This is a genomic window from Pinibacter soli (assembly GCF_029961145.1).
GTDB lineage: Bacteria > Bacteroidota > Bacteroidia > Chitinophagales > Chitinophagaceae > Pinibacter > Pinibacter soli.
Genome location: NZ_JASBRG010000001.1, coordinates 379,705 through 405,238 on the forward strand (window position 1 = coordinate 379,705; position 25,534 = coordinate 405,238).

Consider the following 25,534-nt stretch of genomic DNA (forward strand, 5'->3'; position numbering starts at 1 on the left):
TCGCCATGCACGTCATTTTCAAATTTCCATATTTCAAAATTTTCAAATTACCTTCGCCTCCCACATATTTACCTGCAACAATTTTTTCCTCTTGTAAATTATTTTATGTTAGTTAAAACGTTTGGAAGCGCTGTGTATGGCGTGGAGGCTATTACTATAACTATTGAAGTAAATGTAAGCGAAGGCAGTTTTTTCGCGGTAGTTGGTTTGCCGGATGTTGCGGTGAAGGAAAGCGCACAACGTATTGACAGCGCCATTAAAACCAACGGCTATCGCATGCCGCGTACCAAAGTGGTTATCAATCTTGCGCCCGCTGATATTAAAAAATCGGGTTCTGCGTTTGATCTGCCAATTGCCATGGGTTTGCTTGGCGCTTCCGAACAGGTGGAACGTATTGATGCGCTGAAGGATTATATTATGATGGGCGAATTAAGCCTCGATGGCACCATTCAACCAATAAAAGGAGCACTGCCTATTGCTATCACTGCGCGTAAAGAAGGATTCAAAGGTTTGATCGTGCCGACACAGAATGCCCGGGAAGCTGCAATGGTCAATACTCTTGAGGTGTATGGCGTATCACACATTAATGAGGTTATCGAGTTCTTTCAGTCAGGAACAAATTTGCAACCTGTTGTTGTTGATACAAGGGACGAATTTTTCAATTCGCAATATTCTTTCGACTTCGATTTCAGCGATGTTAAGGGCCAGGAAAACATTAAACGTGCATTGGAAATTGCGGCGGCTGGTGGACATAATGCCATTCTGATCGGACCTCCGGGTGCAGGTAAAACAATGCTGGCGAAACGATTGCCTACTATTTTACCGCCGCTCACTTTGCACGAAGCGCTTGAAACAACAAAGATCCACAGCGTTGCCGGCAAGCTGCCAGACAATGCCACACTTATATCCAAGCGTCCGTTTCGTTCGCCGCACCACACAGTTTCTGATGCAGCGCTGGTGGGCGGAGGCAGCGTACCTCAGCCGGGTGAAATTTCGCTTGCGCATAACGGTGTGTTGTTCCTGGATGAGTTGCCGGAATTTAAACGAACTGCCCTTGAGGTGATGCGCCAGCCTATGGAAGAACGACGCGTCACAATTTCACGTGCCAAAGTTGCACTTGATTTTCCTGCCAGTTTTATGTTGATAGCATCCATGAACCCCTGCCCTTGCGGATACTACAATCATCCCGTTAAAGCGTGTACCTGCCCGCCCGGTGCGGTTCAAAAATATCTCAACAAAATCTCCGGTCCATTGCTGGACAGGATAGACCTTCACGTGGAAGTAACGCCGGTTCCGTTCAATGAATTATCGTCTTCCAAAAACGGCGAATCGTCAGAAGACATCCGCAGCCGCGTGATCTCAGCGAGGGAAATTCAGGCAGAACGCTATAAAGAAACCACCGGCATCTACTGCAATGCGCAAATGAATAGCAGGCATTTAAAGGAGATTTGTGTACTGGATAACGCGTGTTCTAATTTGCTCAAAATCGCCATGAATAAATTGAATCTTTCCGCCCGAGCCTACGACCGTATCCTGAAAGTCTCCAGAACCATAGCTGACCTGTCCGCCTGCGAAACCATTAAGGCAGAGCATGTAGCCGAAGCCATTCAGTATCGAAGTTTGGACCGGGAAGGTTGGGCGGGCTAAAGCCTTCGGCTTTAGTAATTTGAAAATGTGGAAATGTGAAAATTTGAAAATTCATTCTGTGTAGCGGAATGACTAGTTTTGGAGAACATGAGTATATGATAGTTAATTAATTGCGACCAATTTGTGGAGCGATTATAGTTTCGGCGCGCCCATTTTCAAATTTTCAAATCCTCAAATTTTCAAATTAATCGGAATTTTTGTCACTTTGAGTATCTCGCACGTTGTTTGCTGTTGGAACATCCTTGCCCTTCTTTTTGTTATAATTTTAAGTTATCATGAAAATTCTGTTACAATATTTAAAGCCGTATAAATGGCTAATAGGGTTGGCGTTGTTTTTGGCGACGATCAACCAGGTGTTTTCTTTGTTCGATCCGTTGATATTTGGTAAGCTGTTTGACAAATTGCTTATTCACGCACATGAATATGGAAGCGTTGATAAAGACAAAATTTTCCATGCGGAAGGCACTCGCTCATGGAACGAATTCTTTTGGAGTCTTTTGAAATACCTGGGAATGCTTATTGGTGTTGCGATGGTTTCACGTATCGCAAAGGCTTTCCAGGATTATTTTGTAAATGTTATTGTGCAAAAGTTCGGTGCGAAAATTTTTACAGATGGTCTTCAACATTCGATGAAACTTCCTTACCAGGAATTCGAAGATCAGAGAAGTGGTGAAACATTGTCGATACTTACCAAAGTGCGTACAGACACGGAAAAGTTCATCACCATGTTTATCAATGTTCTATTTGGGATTATTGTGGGCATCGTGTTTGTTACGGTTTACTCTTTTAGTCTGCATTGGTCCATCATGCCAATCTATGTAGTGGGTGCTGCAATACTAGCGTGGCTCACAAGTGCACTGAGTAAAAAAATAAAGATTATTCAAAAACGTATCGTGGCTGAAACAACTTCGCTTGCAGGCTCTACAACTGAGTCGTTGCGCAATATTGAATTGTTGAAAAGCCTCGGACTTACCAACCAGGAAGTGAAGCGCTTGAATGCAAATACTTACAAAATACTTGGACTGGAATTGAAGAAGGTTAAAAGTCTTAGAGCGCTCAACTTCATCCAGGGTACGTTTGTAAACTTCCTTAGACAATCGATCGTTTTTGTGTTGGCACTGCTGGTATTTAGAAACAGCATTACTCCGGGACAGGTATTAACGCTTACATTTTATTCATTCTTCATTTTCGGACCATTGCAGGAAATAGGAAACATCATTCTCGCTTATCGCGAGGCTGAAGCTTCGCTCATTAACTTTCACAACCTGATGGAGAAAGAGCCGGAGAAACAACCGGAGCATGCGAAACATTTGGGCGACATAAAATCGCTGAGTTTTAACGACGTAAGCTTTAAGCACCAAACGGCACACTACCGCGCCATTGAAGATATCAGCTTTAGTGTGAACAAGGGTGAGACTGTTGCATTTGTTGGCCCTTCGGGTTCAGGTAAAACAACCTTGATGAAATTGCTGGTTGGTTTGTACAGACCGAAGGAAGGAAAAATTTTATACAACGGCATCGATGAAAGCTCTATCAATTTTGATGACCTGCGAAATCAGATAGGCTTTGTAACGCAGGATACGCAACTGTTTGCAGGCACTATTAAAGAGAACCTGATGTTTGTAAATCCAAATGCGACAGAAGAAGACCTAATGGACGTACTGCAAAAAGCTTCCTGTCAAAAATTATTAAACCGTGCGGAGAAAGGTTTGGATACAATGATCGGTGAAGGAGGCTTGAAATTAAGCGGTGGTGAGAAACAGCGTTTGTCAATCGCCCGCGCATTGCTGCGCAAGCCGAAGGTTTTAATTTTTGATGAAGCCACTTCTGCATTGGATTCTATTACCGAAGAAGAAATTACATCAACTATCAGATCGGTATCTGCTGAAGGTGATCAGATCACTATCTTAATTGCGCACAGGCTTTCTACTATTATGCATGCTGACAGAATTTATGTGCTGGAGCAGGGTAATGTTGTAGAAACTGGTAACCACGAATATTTGCTGGAACAAAAAGGCTTGTATTATGCAATGTGGAGACAGCAAATTGGAGAAAGAAAGAATTTGAAGATAGCGTAATGCTTCGCATCTTTTTGCCACTGAGGCACAGAAAACACAGAGTTTACTAAAATATTATTGAACTGCAGGGGAAATTTATTTTCCTTGCCTTGGCTTACTACAATTTTCCGTAGTTCGAATGTTTGTCCGCACTTTTTGCGATCAAATCAAACCATGTTTTAACTAACCTCTGTTTTCCTTTGTGCCTCTGTGGCAAACTCACGGGCGAAGCCCCGAATTCAAATTTTTAAACTTTTCTTTAGAAATAATTGTTTTTTTTAGGTGCCGGTTTGAGGTGGATGCAACGTTTCAGGTTTTGGGAAGCTCAATATTTCTTTACGCATTTGTACCGTTTAAAACCTTATTATGATAAGAGCATTTTACAGCCTCGTTATTCTGACAGCTTTGGTCTTTTTTCAAAGCTGCTCAAAGAACGATGACCCTGTTCCTCAAAATGCTTCGGGCCCTTTGCTCACAAAAATTGAATGGAAAGATCAAAATGCTTCTGCCAGTTTCGAGTACAATACTGATAACTCACAGAGGCAAATTATCTATGATACACCCTACGGAATTGACACTTTAAATTTTGCTTACGCAAATAGCAAACTGGCCACCATCACCAGCACTAGGTCATTGAAAATTAGTCAGTATGCATACAATGAAAAGAACCAGGTGAGCAATATTACCATGTCAAGCATTTATTCGATTGCAAAATATCAGTTTGAGTATACTTATACATCTATCGGCAAAGTCGCATCGCTAAAATATTACCTGCTGAATGAAGGTGGCAAACATCTTATTTACAATTCTGTGTATGACTACGACAGTGCAGGTGATCTTTCAAAAATTACCTCAACTGATAAAAACAAGCAGCAAATCATCATCCTGATCAAATCTTATTCAGAAAAGACCCTTTTTAATCCGTGGCCATTTATAAGCACAACAGATCTTGAAGAGATGTATGAACTATACAATTATCCGGTGCTGAACAGTTTGAAGAAATTGCCGAAGAGAGTTGAAAAAATCATACAGGGTAACAAATCTATCTACGAAACTGATTTCACCATAAACTCGTTAAAACTTGGAAAAACCTTATCCTCTAATTATTACGAGGACGATCCCGGAAACAAGGTAACTATGGAAGCGACGTATTTTTATAATAACTGAATCATTGAATAATTCAGTTATTTGTTTAAAAAATGTCTTATCGTTAAAAATATTCCTACTCCAACAATCAACATCATAAACATATGTTTGTTGCTTATGCCTTTGGATGAATCAGATGTTCTTACTTGTGTTTGTCCTTTTTCATCATAACTGAATTCGTACTCCAGATTCTCTACCATTTTCTTATAATCCTCTTTGTACTTATCGACTTCTTCGGCAGGTATATGATCTTTAAAAGTTTTGAAGTGATAGGTTAGATTAACCCGGGAGCCTATAATCTCAGGTTCGAAATCAAATTCAAAAGCGTCATTCCTGATATGCAATTCATTTGCGTCAAGCGCCCAATCCTCGTAAAAATTAATCCTGATCGTGTTGGTAAGATCAAACGGGTAAGGTAGAGCAAGCGGCGCATCTTTCACGAGGCCCTTTGGATCCGGAAGCTGATCATAGATCCGCTGACCAAGTACACTAAATTTATCTGTGCCTTTTTCATTTTTCCAGATGGATGGTATCAAATAGCTTTTGGTAACGTTAATGGTATTCGTCTCGCTATCATCTTTTATCTCCCAATCTTTATCCTGTTTAATACTTTCATAGCTGGACGCATAATATTGAAGGGAACTTTTCTCAAGATCGCGAATGCTGTTTTCCGCAAAGGAACTGCGTGCATCATCTGCCATTCCTCCCTTGTAATTACAGTTGACCTCGAGTGTGCTTTTTTCTCCTTTTTTACCTATCCGGAAAGTTTCCGAAATCCTCGATGTAGGCAAGCCGGGAAGTTCGATTGCCGTTAGTGCGTTGATGCCATCACGCACAATAAGTGCCTGACCATAAGCTGGCAAAAACGTATTGATGAGGTCGCCGCCCTGGTGCGTGTAAGTGGGATCCACGAAAACATAAACTCCCGCAGATCTTTCTATTGCGACAATCGCATGATCAAAATGACCTGGCGCTGGCGTTGCGTCCAGCAATTTATTTCTCAAAGTAGTATTTACAAGCGCCACGTAGGCTTTGAGACCTCCTTTTTGCAGAATGGATGCGTACAACAATGCCTTGTCCTTACAATCACCGAATCTGTTTTTGAAAACTTCTTCCGGCGAATGCGGTTTGTGAGAGTTTTCCCCAATCTCCAATCCAAGATAGCGCACCTCGTCCTGAACGAACCGTAAAGCAAGAGAAGCAAAATCATCGTTGTAGCCTTTCGCCTGATTGTACCAGTAGGTAATCTTTGCATTTAACGCCGGCGAAAATGTGTACTGGTAGTTATTAAATGTTTTTAGTCCCCAGTCGACCACTTCTTTCCAGTTGCCATATTCAGTTACGCTTACGTAAGGCACATTAATATACCAACCGGGTATTTCACCTTCACTCTCCCAAAGTTGCGTTGCAGGGTTGTTCCAGTGATATATTGTGACCCCAGATTCATTCGTTTGCGTCGGTGCCTGTGCGTTATTAAAATACTTGAAGTTGAGTTTTGTGGAAGCAGGTGCGATCAATGTGAGAAAATAATTACACAAAGCAGTCGCACTTGTGAAATAGTAACTGTTGTCAAACCGGTTTCCAAACACCGGGTTAAATCCAATTACAGAATAGGAGGCTTCTATGCGATCGTCTTTTCTTACATCTTTTAAAATGATAAAGGCTCTCTTCATGCCGTTGTATTGCAAATTGGCCGCTTCAGTTTCTTCCTGTATCACCTGTATTGCGCTCTGGGTAAGCTGATTGATCATTTTACCATCGCGCCAGATAGCAACTTTATGAAAGATCACCTTCTGGTATTCCGGTGAGAAACTCACAGAGACTTCCGAGGTATTTTCAACGCCCGACTCATTTATAATATGTCTTATCAAGTGTGTGTACTCAGTTTGCAGTGGAATGTTTACCTGATCATCCATAAGCTCCAAATAGTAACCGTTACTGATGTTTCGGGCTTCTGGCTTCTTGTCGGGATTAGGGTTCACTTTATAAAGCCACGTAGGCATGGCCGTTATTGAAACCTTTTCTGCCGCCCGTGTGTTATTATAGAAATTGGCCGCCAAAAAAGAAATTAAAACGAGTTTCCGGAGCATATCAAGGGTTTAGGTTAAACGCAATTGTAAATATGCACAAAAGTACTTAGACTGGGTTGGGATAAGTATAAATACCTATAACGTGTTGACAATGAGGGCGCACTTTTTGCAATTACGAATTGATTTTTTTCGGGAACTGTTTTAAATGTCCAAATAAGTTTCTACTTTAGCGGTATCTATCTTTATTCCTATAGTAAGCCACGCGACCTTTAATCTCGTTTCCGCCAAGTCTTATCCTCCTATCTAAAGACCACATTTTTAGTAAGTCCCATTTCCTTTCTTTTTATCATCTGAAACTACATTTCGAAAACTAAAATTTGGTTTATGAAACACTTGTACTCATCTTACAAGAGGGTCTTCGCCACCTTGTTGTTCTTTTTTATCATCATCTATTCAAAAGCTAACATCTACCTCGTAACCAACACAAATGTGAGTGGCCCGGGTTCGTTTGGCGACGCTCTTAACCAGGCAAACTGGCATGTTGGCAAGGATACGATTAACTTCAACATTGCTGGCTCTGGCCCGTTTGTACTTAAGCCTGACGCAAATGGCTTTCCCAACATTATCGACGGAGTGTACATTAACGGTTACTCACAACCGGGTTCGACCGCTGGTGCCTTTACCTCGCGAAAAATCTTAATTATTCTCGACGGCGCCAATCTGCCGGTATATTTAAGCGGCCTGGACATTATCTCCAGCAACGTCGAAATTGCCGGTCTGAACGTCAGAAATTTTGGCGAATCCGGCATCGTTATTGGCGGCGGCGTGCAAAATATCAGCGTCTGGGGTTCATTCATCGGAACAAACGAAACCGGTACTGCGGCTGCTTCTAATGGCAGAAACGGTGTAAGGTCCGATCCTTTTGCTACTGCCAACTCAACGAACATTACGATTGGTACAAATGGTGATGGCGTTCAGGATGCATGGGAAGGCAATATCATCAGTGGCAACCGTGATAATGGTGTTGCCTTTATGTTGGTGAAAAATTCCAAAATCTCAGGTAACTATATAGGAATCGGAGCTACCGGTACTGAAGTTATCGGCAACAGCACTGCCGGTATCGTTTTAGACAAAAGCTCTAAAAGCAATCTAATTGGTACCGATGGAAATGGTACCAGCGATGCTCTGGAAGGAAACGTTATTGGCAACAACGGCAAGTATGGTGTTTGGCTGTATAATTCTTCTGATTCAAATACAGTTGCTGGTAATAAAATAGGTTTGAATACTTCAAACAATGCGGCTCCAAATTCTATGGGTATTATTGTTTGGAACTCCAGTGCCAACATAATTGGTGTTACCAACAATGCAGTACAATCGAACACAGTTTCCTCTAATACTGATTATGGTATTAAACTGCAAGCGGGTGATTACTTCGCAATACTTGGGGGCAATACTACTACACATAACATGATCTCTGGTAACAATATCGGAACCTTTGCTCCGGGTGTAGCAGACAGAGGTAATGGTATCTTTGGCGTGTACGCCGAGTCTTTAAGCGGTTACGATGTTATCAACAACTGGATTGGTAGCAATAATGATGGCGTTAACGATGCACTGGAAGGAAACACTATTGCGTTTAATAAACAATCGGGTGTTTCTACATATACAGGCTTTGCAGGTACGGGTAAACTTACCGGTTTAACCATTTCCAAAAACAGAATGTATGGCAATGTAGAACTTGGTATCGATTTGAAAACCGATTTAGTTGCAGGAAGAGGGGTTAGTAATAACCACAATGGTCCATTAACAGGGCCTAACAACTATATGAACGCTCCTGTGTTGCTGAACATCGTTGAAAGTGGAGATAATTTTGTCATCAATGGATTCAGTGATCCGGGCGCCATTATCGAGTTCTACAAAGCAGATGGCACACACCCTTCAAATCCGCTTCCAACGGGCTTTACAAGAAGCTTTGGGGAAGGCGTTATTGCATATATGCGTGTACGTGAAGATGGTATTCTGGATAACATTACTGATAACTCTAACGTAGTGGGAACTTATGACAGAACATTTGAAGGAGATAACAATCCTGCTATTATCACCGCAAACCGTTTCCAATTCACTATTCCCAAAGCGTTGTTTGCAGGCCTGACAACTACTTCAGGTTTGACGGCAACAGCTACAGATGCAAACGGCAATACTTCAGAATTCAGTGGTGTTGTTTATCCTCCGGTAAATGCAGCTCCGCTGCCTGTTGATTTCATTTCTTTCAAAGCAGTATTGAATGCCGGCAAAGCTAATTTGACATGGTCAACAGAAAACGAAGTAAGCAATGATCACTTTGATGTGGAAAGAAGCAGTGATGGCAGAACATTCGCCAAACTTGGTGCTGTAGCTGCGTCTCACGCTCCTGTTGGCAACTATACATTTGTTGATGCATCTCCGCTTAACAACAACTACTACCGTTTGAAACAAGTTGATGTGAACGGCGACTTTAAATACAGCAAAGTAGTTTACCTGCAAGCGCTGGCATTGCAAATGCAGATCAGTCCGAATCCATTTGTGGATCACCTGAATGTATCATACAATCTTGATAACGCAGGTAAAGTGAAAGTATACGTTTATGATATGGTGGGCAGACTGATTAAACAAGTTGATCTGCAGGGAAACAAAGGTTATAACTCACAATCTGTTTCAAGCCTTGGTTACTTACCATCAGGTCAGTATGTACTCAAACTGGTTGGCGACAACTTACAGACACAAGTAAGACTTGTGAAGTAAAATAAGTTTTAATGATCGATTGAATGAAGGCTGTCTCGAAAAGAGGCAGCCTTTTTTTAATTGAGTTATTGAATTCCAGATTGTGTCCATTGAACTCCACACACTCCCTCTTTTCACATTACAACTTTCATTTATTATAAAAAAAAACATTAACCTGCTTTTAACTGCCCGGTTTAACACCTTTTGAAGACAGCCAGCATCTACTCTGCACTAAAAAAACAAACGCTATGAAAAAAAGAACAATTGTACTGGCTGCATTTTTTCTTACAGGATCGATCACATTTGCACAAAGCAGCAAACCTCCGGCAACCAATCAAAGCGCCCCTAAACATGAACAGCACAAAAATGTAACCTTCACCGCAGAGCAGCAAAAGAAACTGGAAGCGATCATGGCCGATACTAAAGATAAATCTGACGCCATTAAAAGCAATGAATCTTTGACGAAGGAACAAAAGCAGCAACAAATGCTTTTGCTTATACAAAGCAGCAAGCAACAATCCAATGCTGTTTTAACGGCTGAGCAGCAGGCACAACTAAAGAGCCAAAGAAGTGAGACTATAAAAAAACGGAATGCCAATAACTATTAAATCTAAATCGCCTTTTCATAAGTAAACGAAAGGGAGCAAGTGTACGTCTTGCTCCCTTTTGCATTTAAAACGACTAAACAATTCAATTATTTAATCATTCAATTATTTATTAAAAAAGAGGGCCGGCAAGAATGCCGGCCCGAAAAATCAACCTATTGTAACACACTTTTTAATTGAAATACCAAAACATTTTGGTTTCAAATTTTATTTCCTCTACAGATAATTTAGAGAAAATCGCCCCTTGGGCGATTTTCTGCGAAAACTATTTTCGAATTAGTAACCAGGATTGGGAGCCAGGTTAGGATTTTTCTGAATGTCGTAGTCCGGTATTGGCATTATACTTCTTTGAGATGCCCAAGGCAGCGCATTAATACCGTAGTGAGCAGGCAATGTTCTACCTGTTCTCTGGAATTCGATAATGCCATGTCCCTCAAACGCCAGCTCAATTCTTCTTTCTTTCAAAATAGAATCAACCAGTGCAGGCTGAGTAGCAGCAACTACTGGCATCGCTGGGTTTGACCTTGTACGAACCTGGTTCAAATAACCGAGTGCGCTTGCATCTACAGCAGCAGTATTTAATCTTGCAAGAGCTTCTGCTTTTGTTAACAGAATTTCTGAATAGCGAAGTACCGGTACAAAATCCGTCGTGATGCCAGGATATTTTTTTGTCCAGTATAATCCGTTATAAATCTCCATCAGTTTCGTGTAACGTGCATCATGCAACGTATCAAATAGCTTCACATAGTCAGTAGAGATATTAATATCACCACGTGCTCGTGCGCCATAGTGCTGACCGAGTGAGTTATTCGTATTAGGATTATCCGCACCATTCATAGCAACAGAGAAGATAGATTCACCTGTTGTATATGGGCTTGCGAAAGTAAGTTCAGGCGACGTATTCAGTTTCAAAATTGAAGAATAAGTCATTACTGAATCCGCATAGTCAGATGCTTTTTTCCACTGGCCTTCATACAAATAAATACGTGCAAGCAATGCTAAAGCAGAACTTCTGTTAGCTCTTGCAGTACGTGTAAATGCATCAGTAGAAGAAGGCGCCGGTAATTTACTTTTTGCATCCAGCAAATCAGCTTCAATCTGTGCGTACACCTCTGTGACTTTAGCACGGGCTACCTGGTTGCTTGCAGCAAACGGATCGGTAGCGGCGGTCAGTACTAAAGGTACTCCCAGCGTTGTTGTGTCTGTGTTGCTCCAGGTTTTGTTAACCGGTTGCGCCCAAAGATTAACAAGGTAAGTATAGCACAACGCTCTGATGAATTTTGCTTCACCTATATACTGGTTGGCTTTGTCTGGTGTAACCACTGACGAGTGCGCCTGTAAGTTCTGAAGAAAGTTATTGGCGACAAAAATCGTGTTGTAACCATCGCGCCATGATGCCCCAACGGTTCCATCACTTGCTGTCAGGTTTGGTAAAAACCCTACGTTTCCAAAGTATGAATTCGGCGCTTCATCGATACCTCTTTGATCTGCATAAATCAAAATCCTTCCACAAAGGAAATTGAGGTTTTGCAAAGCGTCATACATACCCACAGCAGACTTTTCAACTTTGTCAGCGGTTGAAAACGCCGCATCCTGACTGATAGCGTTAAACGGATCTTCAAAAATGGTCGACTTTTTACATGCACTCGCTGCAAATAAAAGTGCGAGAGAAATATTTATTATTTTTTTACTTTTCATGTTTTTCATTTTTTTAATATGCCTCACATTAGAAACCAACATTCAATCCTACGGTAAACACTTTCATCTGCGGAGTCGCACGGTTATCTACACCAAGTGTAAGGTTAGCTGTGTTAGTTGAAGATTGAATAATGTAGTTTACATCAGGATCCATTCCACTGTATTTTGTAATGATAAATGGATTGTAAACCTGAGCATACACTCTGAATTTCTCAAGGTCCATTTTTCTTAAAAGAGAAGCAGGCAAAGTATATCCAAGAGAGATCGTTCTCACTCTCAAATAATCACCTTTCTCCAGGAATCTTGTTGAAGCTGCGTTAGCGGCATTGTCAATTGCATACAGTCTTGGAATATCTGTTACATCTCCTTTTTTCTGCCAGCGATTCAGCAAAACGCTAAAGTTGTTGCTGAAAGCATTCGTAAGCATTCCCGCTTTGGTAGAATTGTAAATGTAGTTACCACCGCTATAGTTTACTGCGAAGCCTAAATCAAAACTTTTGTATGTGAATGTGTTATCCCATCCACCATACCATGTAGGCAATCCGGATTTTCCAGTGTAAACATTATCAGCAATACCAAGTGCAGATGCAGCAGTACCGTCATCCTTCATCCATTTTTGGCCTGTAAAATCCCAGATTTTATGAGAGCCATCCGCTGCATACCACATTGGGTTACCTGTGTTTGCATCAACGCCTGCCCAGCGAGGCATCCAGAATGAACCCAATGGTCTGCCAACACTTGCCACTGTATAAGCAAAGGCACCGGTAATGTCTGCGTTCTTGTTAGCAGAAACTAACTCTGTAACGCGGTTTTTAATTGTTGTGAAATTAAATGAAGTGGTCCATGTGAAATCTTTTGAAGACACCGGAGTTGCATTGATTGTGAATTCCCAACCTTTGTTATACATTTTACCCACGTTGTAAGAAATGCTTGAGTTAGGAATACCTACAGTATAAATTACCGGTGCGTTCAATAACAACTTGTCTACGTTGTTGTCGAAATAATCAACAGTTGCAGATAATTTGCCATTCAGGAACGTCGCATCGAAACCGATATCCATTTTCTTTGCACTTTCCCACTGCAAAGCAGAGTTACCGGCCTGTTTAATACCTAGACCTGTTAAGCTGGTATAAGCTTTACCACTATACAATGTTCTTGAATCGTACGGCCCGATTCCACCTGAGTTACCAACCGTACCGTAGCTTCCACGAAGTTTCAGGTAGTTGATAAATTTAAGAGATTCCATGAAATGCTCTTTAGTTAACTCCCATCCTAATGAAATGCTTGGGAAGGTACCAAACTGATTATCAGCACCGAACCCTGAATAACCATCTCTACGAACAGAAAGTTCTACAAAATATTTGTTAGCATAAGCATAGTTTGCTCTTCCAAAATAAGAGATCATTCCTCTGCTGTTCAAATCACCACCTGTGTTATCCAACACAGTAGTTTGACCAGGTTGTGTATTAGTATAAGCACCATCAATAATGTGAGTAAAGAATGGATCGCTGAAGTTAGCAGCACCTGTGTACCAGTATTGATATTTCGTGTATTGATTTTCTATACCGGCTACTACTCCCAATTTATGATCTGAACCAAAGGTTTTATCATAATTGATGTAGTTCTGCCATGTCCACTGGTTCCATGTACGATTCTGATCCTGAACCAAACCACCGTATGTAGTACCTAAACCGGAAATGATAGGAGCAGTATACTGATCTTCAAGGTTGCCTAAATATTGCAAACCTAATTTAGATGTATACTTTAATCCTTTCAATGGTTGGATCTCTCCATAAATATTAGCTCTGAGGTCCTGCGCTGTGTTGTCGTTACGACCTGTTTTAAGCACAGCAAGCACGTTAGAGTAATAAGATGCTGAAGGCAGCAAAGAAACAGTTGTACCCGAAGATGTCTTAGCTGACGGTACGTTGTTTCCAAGATTCAACAGACCATTAGCGGCAAGATTGTAACCACTTGGACCGTCTGGGTTAAATGGAGACACGTTTGGTGGCGCCTGCCATCCTGATACGGAAACACCCGCGATATAACCATCAGAAAGAACACCATTATTCAAAGTTCTTGAATAAGATGTTTGCAAACCAGCTTTGAACCATGATTTAGGTACGAAATCCAAATTCAATCGGATCTGGCCGGTTTTTAACTGGTTAGTTATTATGATACCTTCTTGCTTTAAATATCTTGCAGAACCGTAAACAGTTATTTTATCTGCACCGCCTGAAAATGAAATACTATTGTCATATGTCATACCTGTGCGATATAACACACTGTTCCAATCCGTATTGTCACTTACACCATCTTTATTGATATCGCTTGGTCTTGCAGGAGGATAAGTTCCGTAAGTAGTACCATAACGGTTCGCTACTTTTTCGTTCTGAATAGTTGTAAACTGATCTACGTTTAACAAAGAAGGCAGTTTAGAGGCAGAAGCCCAGCCAACTTTAGAGTCAACAGATGTTTTAACTGTTCCTTTTTTACCTCTTTTGGTTGTAATTAATATTACACCATTTGATGCACGCGAACCGTATACTACTGCAGAGCCCGCATCTTTTAAAACTTCTACAGATTCAATATCTGCAGTGTTTACCAATGCCAACGGATCGAACCTTGTTCCGTTACCACTGTTAAAACCATTCAGGTTACCAGAAACGTCCAGCTGTGGAATACCGTCGATTACCACGAGCGGTTGAGCAGAGGCACTTATGGAGTTAACCCCTCTGATTCTTATTTGTGTACGGTCGGCAAGTGTACCGGTAGATAATCCGATTTGTACACCAGCAGCCTTACCTGCCAAAGCCTGATCGAAGCTCGCAAGAGGCTCCGATACAATTTTTTCAGCTTTTACCTTTGCTATGGAACCCGTAACTTCTTTAACGGTTTTTGTTCCATAACCAACAACAACGATTTCATCTAATTTTTTGTCGTCTTTTTCTAAAGAGACATTAATTGCTCCAGTTCCTACAGCAATTCTTTTTTCAGTAAAGCCAACGCCAGATACGATCAACGTTTTCGCAGCCGCCGGAGCGTTGAACGAAAATGTTCCATCTTCTTTTGTTACTGTACCAATTTTGGAATCTTTAACGATCACCGATACTCCTACAATCGGACTACCTTTTTCATCGGTGACTTTACCGGAAATCTGCCGGGTTTGGGCGAAAGAGAAGACGCTAAGCAAAACAATGCTTAGGAGCATCAACAGCTTCTTTCTCATGTGTGTTTAGTATTTGATTAAGAAAAATAGGTTACAACCAAAAATAAAGAAATGTTAAATAACACAAGATTTACTAACCATTTATTTCAAATTTTTTTTTTCCTCAAAAAATATGAGCTAAAAACCGCTAATAAATAGATTTTTTCAAATATTTGACAATGAACATATTAGATAAATTCTAAATAATACGTTGGGTAAAATTCATTTTTTGTGGTGTTTGGGCACGATTTTAAAATTAAGGCATAAAGATTGCAGATCCAATTATGTATTAGTTGATATGATCTAATAGGTTACACTTAACATCAATTAATCATTTAGTAGTTCATCAGCTATTAAAAAAAGAGGGCCGGCAAGAATGCCAGCCCGAAAAATCAACCTATTGTAACACACACTTTAATTGACATCCCAAAACACTTTGGTGGATGCTTTGTCACCACCTATTGCTTTGGCTGCTTCAGCATAGTGCTGATTGTTCAAAGTTTGTTCATTGGTTGGGTATGCGAAACGATTTGGATAATCTCCTTTAGGAGCCGCAGGTACAGGAAGTACAGGGAAATCAAGTCTTCTGCGTTCTGTCCATGTTTCATATCCCCTGTTATATAAGGCTATCCATTTTTGAGTTCCTATTTTTTGTCGCCATGTGCCTGTAGCTGTTGCATAAGCCACAGAAGGCTGAGCCAAATAAACAGTTGCGTCTGCTGTGGTTCCACCCCAATAAAGAATGGACGCAGTGATTGCATTGTTGTAGTGCTGCGCAGCAGTTCCAGCAACAGTAAAGCCACGTTCAATAGCTTCTGCTCTGTAAAATTCTATTTCTACATAGTCCATAAGCATTCCTGGGAAATCCATGGCAGTGATCTTATCATTTGCCTTGGCAAACAAAGAGAAAGTGTTTGTTGCACCCGGCACTCCGCCAACATATATCTTATTATCATTCGGCTTGAAGTAGTTTGACAAACGAGGATCGCTCAACGAATTCAATTTATCTATCAACAAATTTGCTGCGATAAAATCCTGGCGCTTGCTCTGTACAAGATCTGTCCAGATAGGATTGTTATTTGGTGTGATGGCGTAGTATTTGAACACGGCGTTATCCACTGCACTTCCAAACGCTTTCGTGTCAGCAGCTTCAACTGCGGATTTGGCTTTTGCCGCATTTACATCAGCCACAGTCATTGCCATTCTGATCTTTAAAGAATTGGCAAATTTTATCCAGGCACTTACGCTACCACCATAAACAATATCCTGAGATGCATCGAAACCTTTTTCAGCAGTATTCAATGCAGCGATATCTGCATCCAATCTTGTGAAAAGATCATCATAGATTGTTTTTGCATCATCATATGCCGGGAACAAATTATCATAGTCAAGCGCTTTTGTATAGGGCACATTTCCAAATGTGTTCACCAAAACAGAATATGTGTACACCATCATAATATCTGCCATAGCATTCTGATTTGTTTTTGTGCCGGCGGTAGCGCCTGTTGAGCCTGGCAATAAACGCTTGCATTCTTTAAGGTCTGACAAGACATCTCTATACAGGTTTGTCCACCATGTCTGCGGAATATTACGGGTATAAACATCGTAGTTTGGCTCATCCGTATAAGTTGTCGTTGTCCAGTGTTGCTCCGTAAGCCTGAAGATGTTTGTGTTCACGCTGGAACTTGTCAAAACATCTGCGAGGTTTCTCACTGCATTTGAGAAAAGAGTTGCAGGAGGCGCAGACGATGCTGCTTTTGTTTGGTCGTTATAGCTGTCAATGTTCTTTGTGCAAGCCGCCAAAGAGACCATTGACGCGAATATTATTAAATACTTCTTCATTGTGTTACAATTTAAAATTTCAGTTTAAGGTTTACACCGAGGCTTCTTGTTGTTGGATAAGCACCACTTTGATATCCTTGCACATTACCTGCAGAAAGATTTTCTTCAGGATCAGAGTAAGGAAGATTTTTGTGAATGATCCAAAGGTTTCTTCCTATCACAGAAATGTCAATTCCTTTAAAAGCTTTTGTTTTAGAAATAAAAGATTGCGGGAATGAATAGGTAAAATTCAGCTCTCTCAATTTTACGTAGCTCGCATCATACACAAACGCTGCTGCAGGATTGTAAACGTATCCATAGTAACCATAAGATGTATTATCAACGCGTTTAGTATTTGCTTTACCATCTGCTGTTACACCAGGCACAATCAAGCCACCGCCACTAGCAAGCGGCGCACGTTTTGGATTTCCCAAATCATTGTTACCAACTGTTTCAGGATACAGACCTGTTGCCATGCCATAGTAAAGATCAAGTGAGAATACATCTCCGCCCTTGCGCACATCGATCAAAAATCCCAATGAAAGATTTTTATATCTTAAAGTGTTGTAGATACCACCGATCCAGTCAGGGTTGATATTACCAATTACGTTATTTGTAGTTGACGTGATGGAATAATAACCATTAGACCCAACCAGTTTTTGACCGGTTGTTTTTTCATAGTTCCATGTTTTGCCCTGGATGGTTCCGTATGGTTCACCCAGCGTAGCATTGATAGATACACCACCTTGCAGGTTAGCCTGGTTGATCTGAAGGTTTTTACTGCTGTCATACAAAGACAATACTTTGTTTCTGTTTGATGTAAAATTCAGATTGATTGTCCAGGAGAAGTCTTTGGTTTTAACCGGTGTAGCAAATACTGACAGCTCAATCCCTCTGTTTCTGATTGTACCGGCGTTTACATATTTATTGCTGTAACCTGTGGCTGCAGAAACGGCAACCGGGAATATCTGATCTATACTTTTTGTATCATAGTAAGTAACATCAAATCCCAGGCGATTTTGAAAGAATGCCATTTCTAGACCAACTTCGGCACTCTTTGTTCTTTCAGGCTTTAGAGCTGGGTTGTTCTTTGTACCCGGCAGTGAAAACAGGGTGGCATTACCAAACACAGTTGGTTTGTCATATACATCTTTCAACTTGCTGAAAGGGGCACTATTACCCACTTCTGCGTAGTTCGCTCTAAGTTTTCCGGAAGACAACCATGATGCCTCAGGCAACAATTTGGCGAAGTTGAAGCTACCGGAAATTGATGGGTAGAAGTAAGTGTTGTTATCAGAAGGCAAAGTTGACGAATGGTCAATTCTACCTGAAACATCCAATGACAATAACTCTTTGTAAGTTAAAGTGGCGTTTGCATAATAACCGTCTACAAATATTTTGTCATCAGCTTCTGCTGGCGCAGAAATAGGACTCACTGAGTTACCCAGGAAGTAAAGATCCGGAACTACTAACCCACCGTTTGTGATGGCATAGATGGAGTTAACGTAATTTCTTCTAAGATTCATACCTGCTACCGCTTTCAGGTTCAGGTCAGAATTCAGATCCTTGTTTACAGTAGCCATCAAATCGTAGTTAAACTCTCTGAAGGTTCTGTTGAAACGGCTGTAAGAAGGTACAGCAACGCTACCTACTGCGATGCGCTCTTCTTCAAGTTCATCGTAGGAGTCGAGAGAAACACGACCCAAAACGTTCAACCAGCTGTTCACGTTATAATTTACAGAAGCATTACCAAACCATCTGTAACGTGAATCTGTCTCGTAGCTTTTATTACGTATGAAATATGGGTTGTCTGTATAGATGGGATACAATCCTGAGGGCTTGGTAGGATCGGCCCAGTTCCAGGTAATGTTTTGTCCCGTTCTGTTGTATGCATCTTTCAATTCCTGCACATCAACGTTGGTTTCCCACCACTGACGGAAGGCCTGATTTACGTTGTACTTGCTGTACCCTGTTCCGTATCTTCCGCGACCGTCAACTTTAGAAAAGTTCAGGTTGCCGGCGATGGATAGTTTTTCTGTTAGCTTATAAGTAGCGCCAAAGTTCAAAAGGTTTTTTATCAAACGGCTGTTTGGCAATACACCTCTTTCATCGGTTCTTGTATAACCCATTTTGAAGGTAGCCTGATCATTACCGCCATCAACAAAAACACTGGTGTTGGTAGCAATAGCCGTTTCATAGAAAGAAACAGGGTTGTTGTCAGCAGCCACCCAGGGCTTTTGTTTTTTATAGAATTGAGATGTTGAGTCAAACGAGTCCCAATGGTATACCATCAGGCTTGGATCGAACCTTGCACCGTAAGAAGCATCTTCTGTAGTAGGAACGATCAAGCTGTTTGAACCTGTACCAAAAGCATCTTTCCACCAGAAAGAAGTGTTAGGGGAACCATCGGAAGTTTTGCTATAGCCCCCTTGCTGATAGCCCGCACCGTATTCTCTCTGATATTTTGTAAATGTAGATTGATCGATCTTGCCCGCGGTTACACCGGCATTAACCACGATACCCAAACCTCTTTTGGATTTTTTAGTGGTGATCATTACAACCCCGTTTGCTGCACGTGAACCATAAAGAGCGGTAGAAGCCGCACCCTTCAATACCGTGATAGTTTCAATGTCATCAGGGTTAATATCAGCAGCAGCATTACCGTAGTCATAACCGCCACGACCACTTGTTTGGTCATTAGAAGTAGTAGAGCTTTTGTTTGCGCTGTTATTATTGGAGTTATCTACCGGAACCCCATCGATAACGAACAACGCCTGGTTTGAACTCAGGAAAGATTTTGCACCGCGAATTACAACGTTTGTTGATGCCCCCATTGCATTACCTTGCCTTACTTCCAAGCCTGAAATTTTTCCGGATAAGCTTGTAACAAAGTTGTTACTTCTTGTTGCGCTTACCTGGTCGCCGCTTATCTGTTGCGCAGCATACGGCAAAACATTTTTGTTTCTTTTGATACCCAGAGCGGTTACCACAACTTCGTTCATTGAAGATTGTGATTTCAATACAACGCCCACTGTGTTGCTTTCGGTTACCGCAAGTTCAGATGCATCAAAACCGGCAGCACTTACCAGCAGCGAAGGCTTGGCTCCTGTTACCTCAATTTTGAAATTACCATTCTGATCTGCGGAAGTTGCGTTTTTGGCGCCTTTGACTTTTACTGTAGCGTAAGGGATGGGTTGCCCTTTTTCGTCTTTGATTTGCCCGGAGACTTGCCGAGTTTGGGCAATGGTGCTGAGGCTAAGCAATACAATGCCTAGCAGCAGCGACAGCTGTTTTCTCATGTGTGTGTTAGTGTTTAATTAAGAAAAATCGGTACTAACAAAATTTAATAATTTGTTAAATAAATCAAAATTTACATCTTGATAATTTGAAAAATTTGGTTTTGTCAAATATTCCGATTTGTTAATTGACGGCGAATTAATTTTTTCAGTAATATTTTAGACAAAACGCATTCACAAAAACAACAACTTTCAAAATTCCAAATTTATTTTATTGTTTTTTAGGTAGAAAACACTGAAGAAGGGTTGGTAAATCGTTTTTATTTTTTACAAACTTATCTTGATTTAAAACAAGAAGTATATAGGCAAAAATGTGAGTTGGGTAATAAATAATGAAAGACGAAGCAGAAAGATTATTGAAATTGAATGACCAGGACAATATGGCATGTTTTTAAAAGGAAAAAACCGCTTCGATTGAAGCGGTTTTAGGAAAAGCGGTACTAATACGGCGCCACTAAAATTACCTGGATCCCCCTGCCCACCACACTGGCTGAGAATAAACATAAGTACCGTCGCCATAAGCTTCCCTTATGTTCTTGTTTGCAGAAACATCATCTGATCCATATGTAAATCTTAAAGGAAACATCCCTTTTTGATTTAATGGGTTCTCCAGAGTAATAAAATCATTGCCCATTGCTTTTAGTCTACGATAATCATCATATGCTTCTATTCCCTCGTCATCATAAAAAGCGAGATACTTCTGATTCATTATTTCTTTTAGGGGGTTAGCGTCAAATAAAGGCTTGACACTTGATGCATAATAACTTTGTGCGCTGGACGTCGAAAGATGCACTTTTACAAAGGCCGCCGAGATCGCATTCTTCAAAGCCAATTCGGCATTAGTAAGATCATTGAGGCGTGCATATGCTTCGGCTTTTAGAAACTGAATCTCGTGATAGCTTTGCAAATAGGTTGGGGCTGTTGCTGAAATAAGTACAGATCCCCCATACAAAGATTGACTCGCACTCACATTACCGTTAGGTGCAAAGGAAGCAGGGTCAAAATCAAAGAAGGCTTTATCTCTCGGATCTTTTCTCGACAACAACTTGTTATCTAAACTTTTGCTGCTTCCAAAATACCACCTGTCATTGGCAAGACTATAAAATGGATTTTGTGACGACGATCCATCATAGCCAAATTGAAAATCTTCCGCACTTGTAGTAAATGAATTTGCAATGTTGTCAATTACTGCCTGATAGTTTGGATTGCGGAATGATAAGCGCATAAGATATCTCGCTTTCAATCCGTAAGCCGCTTTTTGCCAACTGCTCGCCTTTCCCTTATAAATTAAATCCTGCGTTCCGATCAGATAAGTCGAAGAACATGTATTTGTTTTCCCGAGATTAATGATGGCGCTATCCAAAAGAGCAAAGACAGTATCATACAAAGCCTGCTGCTTATCGAGCTTTGGTTGGAAGATTACACCAGGCTGCAAAGCTTCTGAATAAGGAACGTCACCCATCAAATCCGTTAATATCGCAAGATTATAACCGGTTAAAACCTGAGCGATACCCAAACTTGTATAGTTACCTTTTTCTACTCCGTTTGGCCCACATTTTTGCCTTGCAATTTTTAATTCGTAAAGGTTCTCATATTGGTTGCCCCAGGTATTGTTATATGTACTGGATGCGGAAGGTTCTCCATTTCGCATTTCTGCGTCATACATCTGGCTATACACCCCGGCATTTAACTCCATATAGACAGACGAGTAAAAAGCGTAATCAGAACCAGTTATATTGAATGCTGTTGACGTCATTACATCCGTAAGAATAAATTTACTTGACACATCTTGCGGATTGTTCGGATTCTCGTTTATTTTATCCATCACTTTTTTACTGCACGACGCCAACAGAGTGCTACACGCAGCAATTGCAACAAACCTATTTATGTACTTTTTCATTTTTTTATATTAATATTTTAGAAAACCAGATTAACGCCCAACCCAAAGCTTTTTGTTTGCGGCAAAGAAAACCGCTCAAATGAACCTGCCATGTTGGTATTTCCCTGGGACGTTTCAGGGTCAAGGTTTGGATAATTTGTCCACAACAAAATATTTCTGGCAAATACCGACACGTTAATATCAAGAGTTTTGTAAACTTTTGAGAACTTATAACTAAGCGATAATTCGCGCATTTTCACAAAAGAAGATTTGAAAATAGCTGCCTCATCTATTGTGCCCAGCCTTGAAGCAAGATCATAGTAGGCCTTCTTATCATTTTCTCCACCTCTTAGAATGTCATTCACTTTGCCATCTTGCGTGTAGCCTGCATATGTAAAAGGAGTGCTGCGATCTTCAGATGTTTTATCCAAACCATAGTTATACATCAGCAAACCGTTGGTTCCTGAATACATTTGACCGCCATTCTTCCAATCAAATGTTGTAGCCAGCAGCAATTTTTTCCAACGCAATGAAGTTCCTCCACCCAAAGTAAACTTTGGGGAAACCACACCAATTACATTGGGTGCGCCTGCCATTGGCAGCCCTTTATCATCAACAAGAATTCGTCCTTGTTCGTCGCGGGCAAATGCAGTACCATAAATAACAGGAAATGTATAACCAATACCTGCGCGAACCTGTGGAGTTACGAAACCTCCAAGAAAAATGCTTTCGACGCCCGGTGCAAGCTTGTCAACATAATTTTGAATCTTGCTAAAATTGAAGTTTAGGTTCCAGTCAAAATCTCTTGTTTCAATAGCATTTGCTGTTAGAACAATCTCGTGAACATTCGTATGTATAGATCCTCCGTTCATCACTTGTGCAGCAGAACCTGTTGATGCTGCCAGTGGCACCTGGAATATCTGATCTTTTACATTTTGACGGGAGAATGTGTATTCCAGACCAATTCTGTTATTTAAGAACTTAAGATCAATGCCCCCCTCATATGAAATGGTGTTTTGCGGTTTTAATTGAGGGTCATAAATAACATTGTTAGGAATATAAGCACTTTTGCCGCCCAAAGGATATTGGATATGTGTGTCTGTCCACCAGCCTCCGGTATAAGAAGGTGTTGTATAATAGTTATTATAGTAACTGCCAGGTTGCCCCACTTCTGCATAGGAAGCTCTAAGTTTTGCGAAAGAAAGAACATCATTGCCTTTAAGTCCGTTCAACTGTGTTAACACAAAACCTGCTGAAAAAGATGGATAGAAAAATGACCTGTTGTTTGATGGCATAGTTGAGACAATATCATTACGACCTGTTACATTTAGGAATAACATGTCCTTGTAAGCCAGACCTACGTTTCCAAAAACACCAACAGTTCTGTTGCGATATTTTGATTCATCCGCATTTTTCACAGTGGCATTATTGATCTGGGGCCATCCACCAAAATTCAGGCTCGTTCCGTATTCTTCGTAAAGCTTTTGATTTCTGTCATTGATCTCATTACCCAGCAGCGCCGTTAACTTCAAATCGTGTGTGAGATCCATTGAATAGTTTGCAGTTAGCAACGAGTTCCAGGTCGTTGATGTTATACCCCTTAGATCTACAGATCCTGTACCCGTTTTACTTCCGTACTCATTGATGTCTTGCAAATGTGTCGTATAAGCATCTACACCCAACTGATAGCGAAATGACAACTTCTTGCCATTGTCTTTACTAATAATTGGAACAAATTCAATAAATGTATTGCCGAAAACACGATCAGTTTTTTCATCAAACAGATTGTGATTGGCAGACCAATAAGGATTATTAAATGTTGCCTTCCTGTACAAGATTTGAGTGTATGGGTCTTTGGAGTTCTCAGATGGAATGCCATTCAAATCATAATTTCTGGGTGTGGCATATACCGTTGCCAACGATCCGTCATTCGCAGAAGGCGCCTTTTTAATATAAGAGTGCGCATAGTTAGCAGAAAAACCGGTTTTCCAAAGATCATTAACTTTTATTTCCGCGACGCCTTTTGCATTGTAGCGTTCCATGGAAGTGTTAGGTACAATTCCTTTCTGTTCCACATTTGCCAGGCCAAATGAATAATTAGTTCCTTTCATTGCCTGGCTAATATTCAATGAAGTATTTGTACTGGTTCCTGTCTTAAAAAATCCTCCGAAGTTATCGTATGCCTGTGGCTTCGCCCATGGATCCAAACCCGCCGATGCTCTTTGTGGTACGTAATACATTCCCTTGTGAGTTTCCAAATCTCCGTTGGTGTATGTATTGTTTGTATTACCTCCATATTTTGGATCATTTGGCAAATCTGAAATTTTAGGCCCCCAGCTCGCCGAGTTGTTTGGATCAAAAGAATAAACACCTGCCGCATTTACTGTTCCTTGTGCCCATGTAGATTGATAGTTGGGCTTACGCGAAACCTTATCTATGTTGCTATAATTGGAAACAGTGATTACTGGCTTACCCACCTGCAGCCCCTTACCGCTTTTAGTTGTGATGATGACTACGCCGTTTGAAGCCCGTGTTCCGTAAATTGCAGACGCTGCTTGCCCTTTTAATACATTTATACTCTCGATGTCATTTGGATCAATATCGATCGACCTGTTTGCAACATCGGTTCCCGAAACGCCAGCACCGCCGTTTCCAGCATCAAAATCAGAAGTTGTGGAAACAGGCATTCCGTCTATTACGTATAAAGGCGTATTGTTTCCTGTAAAAGAGCGGGCTCCTCTAATAACAATTTGCGAAGATGCCCCCGGCATTCCGCTTGATGGTTTTATTTCGACTCCTGCCAGCTTTCCCTGCATTGCTGTTGCAAGATTTGCATTACCTGTGCGTGTCAAGTCAGCAGTCTTAATCTCCTGAGTTGCGTACCCTAAAGACTTTTTGTCCTTTTTCATTCCTAAGGCCGTTACCACCACTTCAACCAGCTTCTTATCATCATTTTCCAATGCAACATTAACAACGCCATTTCCTATCGAAGCACTCTTTTCAATAAATCCAACTCCTGAAACAACTAGTGCTTTTGTGTCTGCCGGAACACTAAACGAAAAGCTTCCATCTTCTTTTGTGGTGGTTCCAATTTTTGAATCTTTAATGGTAACCGATGCGCCAGCAACCGGGTTACCTTTGTCGTCGGTCACTTTGCCCGAGACTTGACGGCTTTGTGCGAGTACCTGCGTTATCAGGCCAATCATGACCGTTAGCAGCAATAAAAGTTTTCTCATGTACAAGGTTTTATTAATTAACAAATCAGAATTTGGAAATTAACCTGTACATAACATGTCATGAAGCCGCAGCGCAATTTTGAACCTTTTGTCGCAGAAAATTGATCCATAAAAGTCATCCACGTATAAAGCGTGTATACGTTAGCGTTTT

The 25,534-nt window shown here is 40.9% G+C and carries 12 protein-coding genes; 5 read left to right on the plus strand and 7 right to left on the minus strand.

All coding sequences use genetic code 11. The features are described from left to right. Nucleotides 1-105: 105 nt before the first annotated feature. The 3 genes from QJ048_RS01480 to QJ048_RS01490 all read left to right on the plus strand — a co-directional run bounded on the left by QJ048_RS01480 (nucleotide 106) and on the right by QJ048_RS01490 (nucleotide 4,871). Nucleotides 106-1,647, plus strand: coding sequence for a YifB family Mg chelatase-like AAA ATPase (locus QJ048_RS01480; RefSeq protein WP_282332552.1), 1,542 nt, complete (start codon nucleotides 106-108; stop codon nucleotides 1,645-1,647). Between the two features lie 275 nt (nucleotides 1,648-1,922). After that, a complete protein-coding gene (locus QJ048_RS01485) occupies nucleotides 1,923-3,725 on the plus strand; it encodes an ABC transporter ATP-binding protein (protein ID WP_282332553.1) in 1,803 nt (600 codons plus the stop codon). Nucleotides 3,726-4,070: 345 nt separating this feature from the next. Beyond that, complete coding sequence (locus QJ048_RS01490; RefSeq protein ID WP_282332554.1) at nucleotides 4,071-4,871, plus strand: hypothetical protein; 801 nt, start codon at nucleotides 4,071-4,073, stop codon at nucleotides 4,869-4,871. Between the two features lie 17 nt (nucleotides 4,872-4,888). Here QJ048_RS01490 and QJ048_RS01495 read toward each other — a convergent pair whose 3' ends face one another. Then, on the minus strand, nucleotides 4,889-6,940 hold the full coding sequence (locus QJ048_RS01495; RefSeq protein ID WP_282332556.1) for a DUF3857 domain-containing protein: 2,052 nt from the start codon (nucleotides 6,938-6,940) through the stop codon (nucleotides 4,889-4,891). A 324-nt stretch (nucleotides 6,941-7,264) separates the two neighbouring features. On the opposite strand from QJ048_RS01495, the gene QJ048_RS01500 reads away from it, so the two are divergent. Then, nucleotides 7,265-9,661 carry a T9SS type A sorting domain-containing protein gene (locus QJ048_RS01500; RefSeq protein ID WP_282332557.1) on the plus strand — a complete coding sequence of 799 codons (2,397 nt, stop codon included), beginning with the start codon at nucleotides 7,265-7,267 and terminating at the stop codon, nucleotides 9,659-9,661. Nucleotides 9,662-9,888: 227 nt separating this feature from the next. Beyond that, nucleotides 9,889-10,248 (plus strand): hypothetical protein, encoded by a 360-nt coding sequence (locus tag QJ048_RS01505; RefSeq protein WP_282332558.1) that lies wholly within the window; start codon nucleotides 9,889-9,891, stop codon nucleotides 10,246-10,248. Between the two features lie 273 nt (nucleotides 10,249-10,521). On the opposite strand, the gene QJ048_RS01510 is transcribed toward QJ048_RS01505, so the two are convergent. The 6 genes from QJ048_RS01510 to QJ048_RS01535 form a co-directional block, all read right to left on the minus strand. After that, nucleotides 10,522-11,943, minus strand: coding sequence for a RagB/SusD family nutrient uptake outer membrane protein (locus tag QJ048_RS01510; RefSeq protein WP_282332559.1), 1,422 nt, complete (start codon nucleotides 11,941-11,943; stop codon nucleotides 10,522-10,524). Nucleotides 11,944-11,971: 28 nt separating this feature from the next. Continuing rightward, nucleotides 11,972-15,172, minus strand: a complete 3,201-nt coding sequence (locus QJ048_RS01515) for a SusC/RagA family TonB-linked outer membrane protein (protein ID WP_282332560.1) — start codon at nucleotides 15,170-15,172, stop codon at nucleotides 11,972-11,974. A gap of 393 nt (nucleotides 15,173-15,565) precedes the next feature. Continuing rightward, nucleotides 15,566-16,993, minus strand: a complete 1,428-nt coding sequence (locus QJ048_RS01520) for a SusD/RagB family nutrient-binding outer membrane lipoprotein (protein ID WP_282332561.1) — start codon at nucleotides 16,991-16,993, stop codon at nucleotides 15,566-15,568. A gap of 11 nt (nucleotides 16,994-17,004) precedes the next feature. Beyond that, the gene (locus QJ048_RS01525; protein ID WP_282332562.1) at nucleotides 17,005-20,271 is read right to left on the minus strand and encodes a SusC/RagA family TonB-linked outer membrane protein; all 3,267 of its coding nucleotides are present in this window, start codon (nucleotides 20,269-20,271) and stop codon (nucleotides 17,005-17,007) included. 457 nt (nucleotides 20,272-20,728) lie between these two features. After that, nucleotides 20,729-22,168 carry a SusD/RagB family nutrient-binding outer membrane lipoprotein gene (locus tag QJ048_RS01530; protein WP_282332563.1) on the minus strand — a complete coding sequence of 480 codons (1,440 nt, stop codon included), beginning with the start codon at nucleotides 22,166-22,168 and terminating at the stop codon, nucleotides 20,729-20,731. Nucleotides 22,169-22,185: 17 nt separating this feature from the next. Continuing rightward, entirely contained in the window at nucleotides 22,186-25,383 is a 3,198-nt protein-coding gene (locus tag QJ048_RS01535) for a SusC/RagA family TonB-linked outer membrane protein (RefSeq protein WP_282332564.1), read from the minus strand. Between the last annotated feature and the right edge of the window lie 151 nt (nucleotides 25,384-25,534).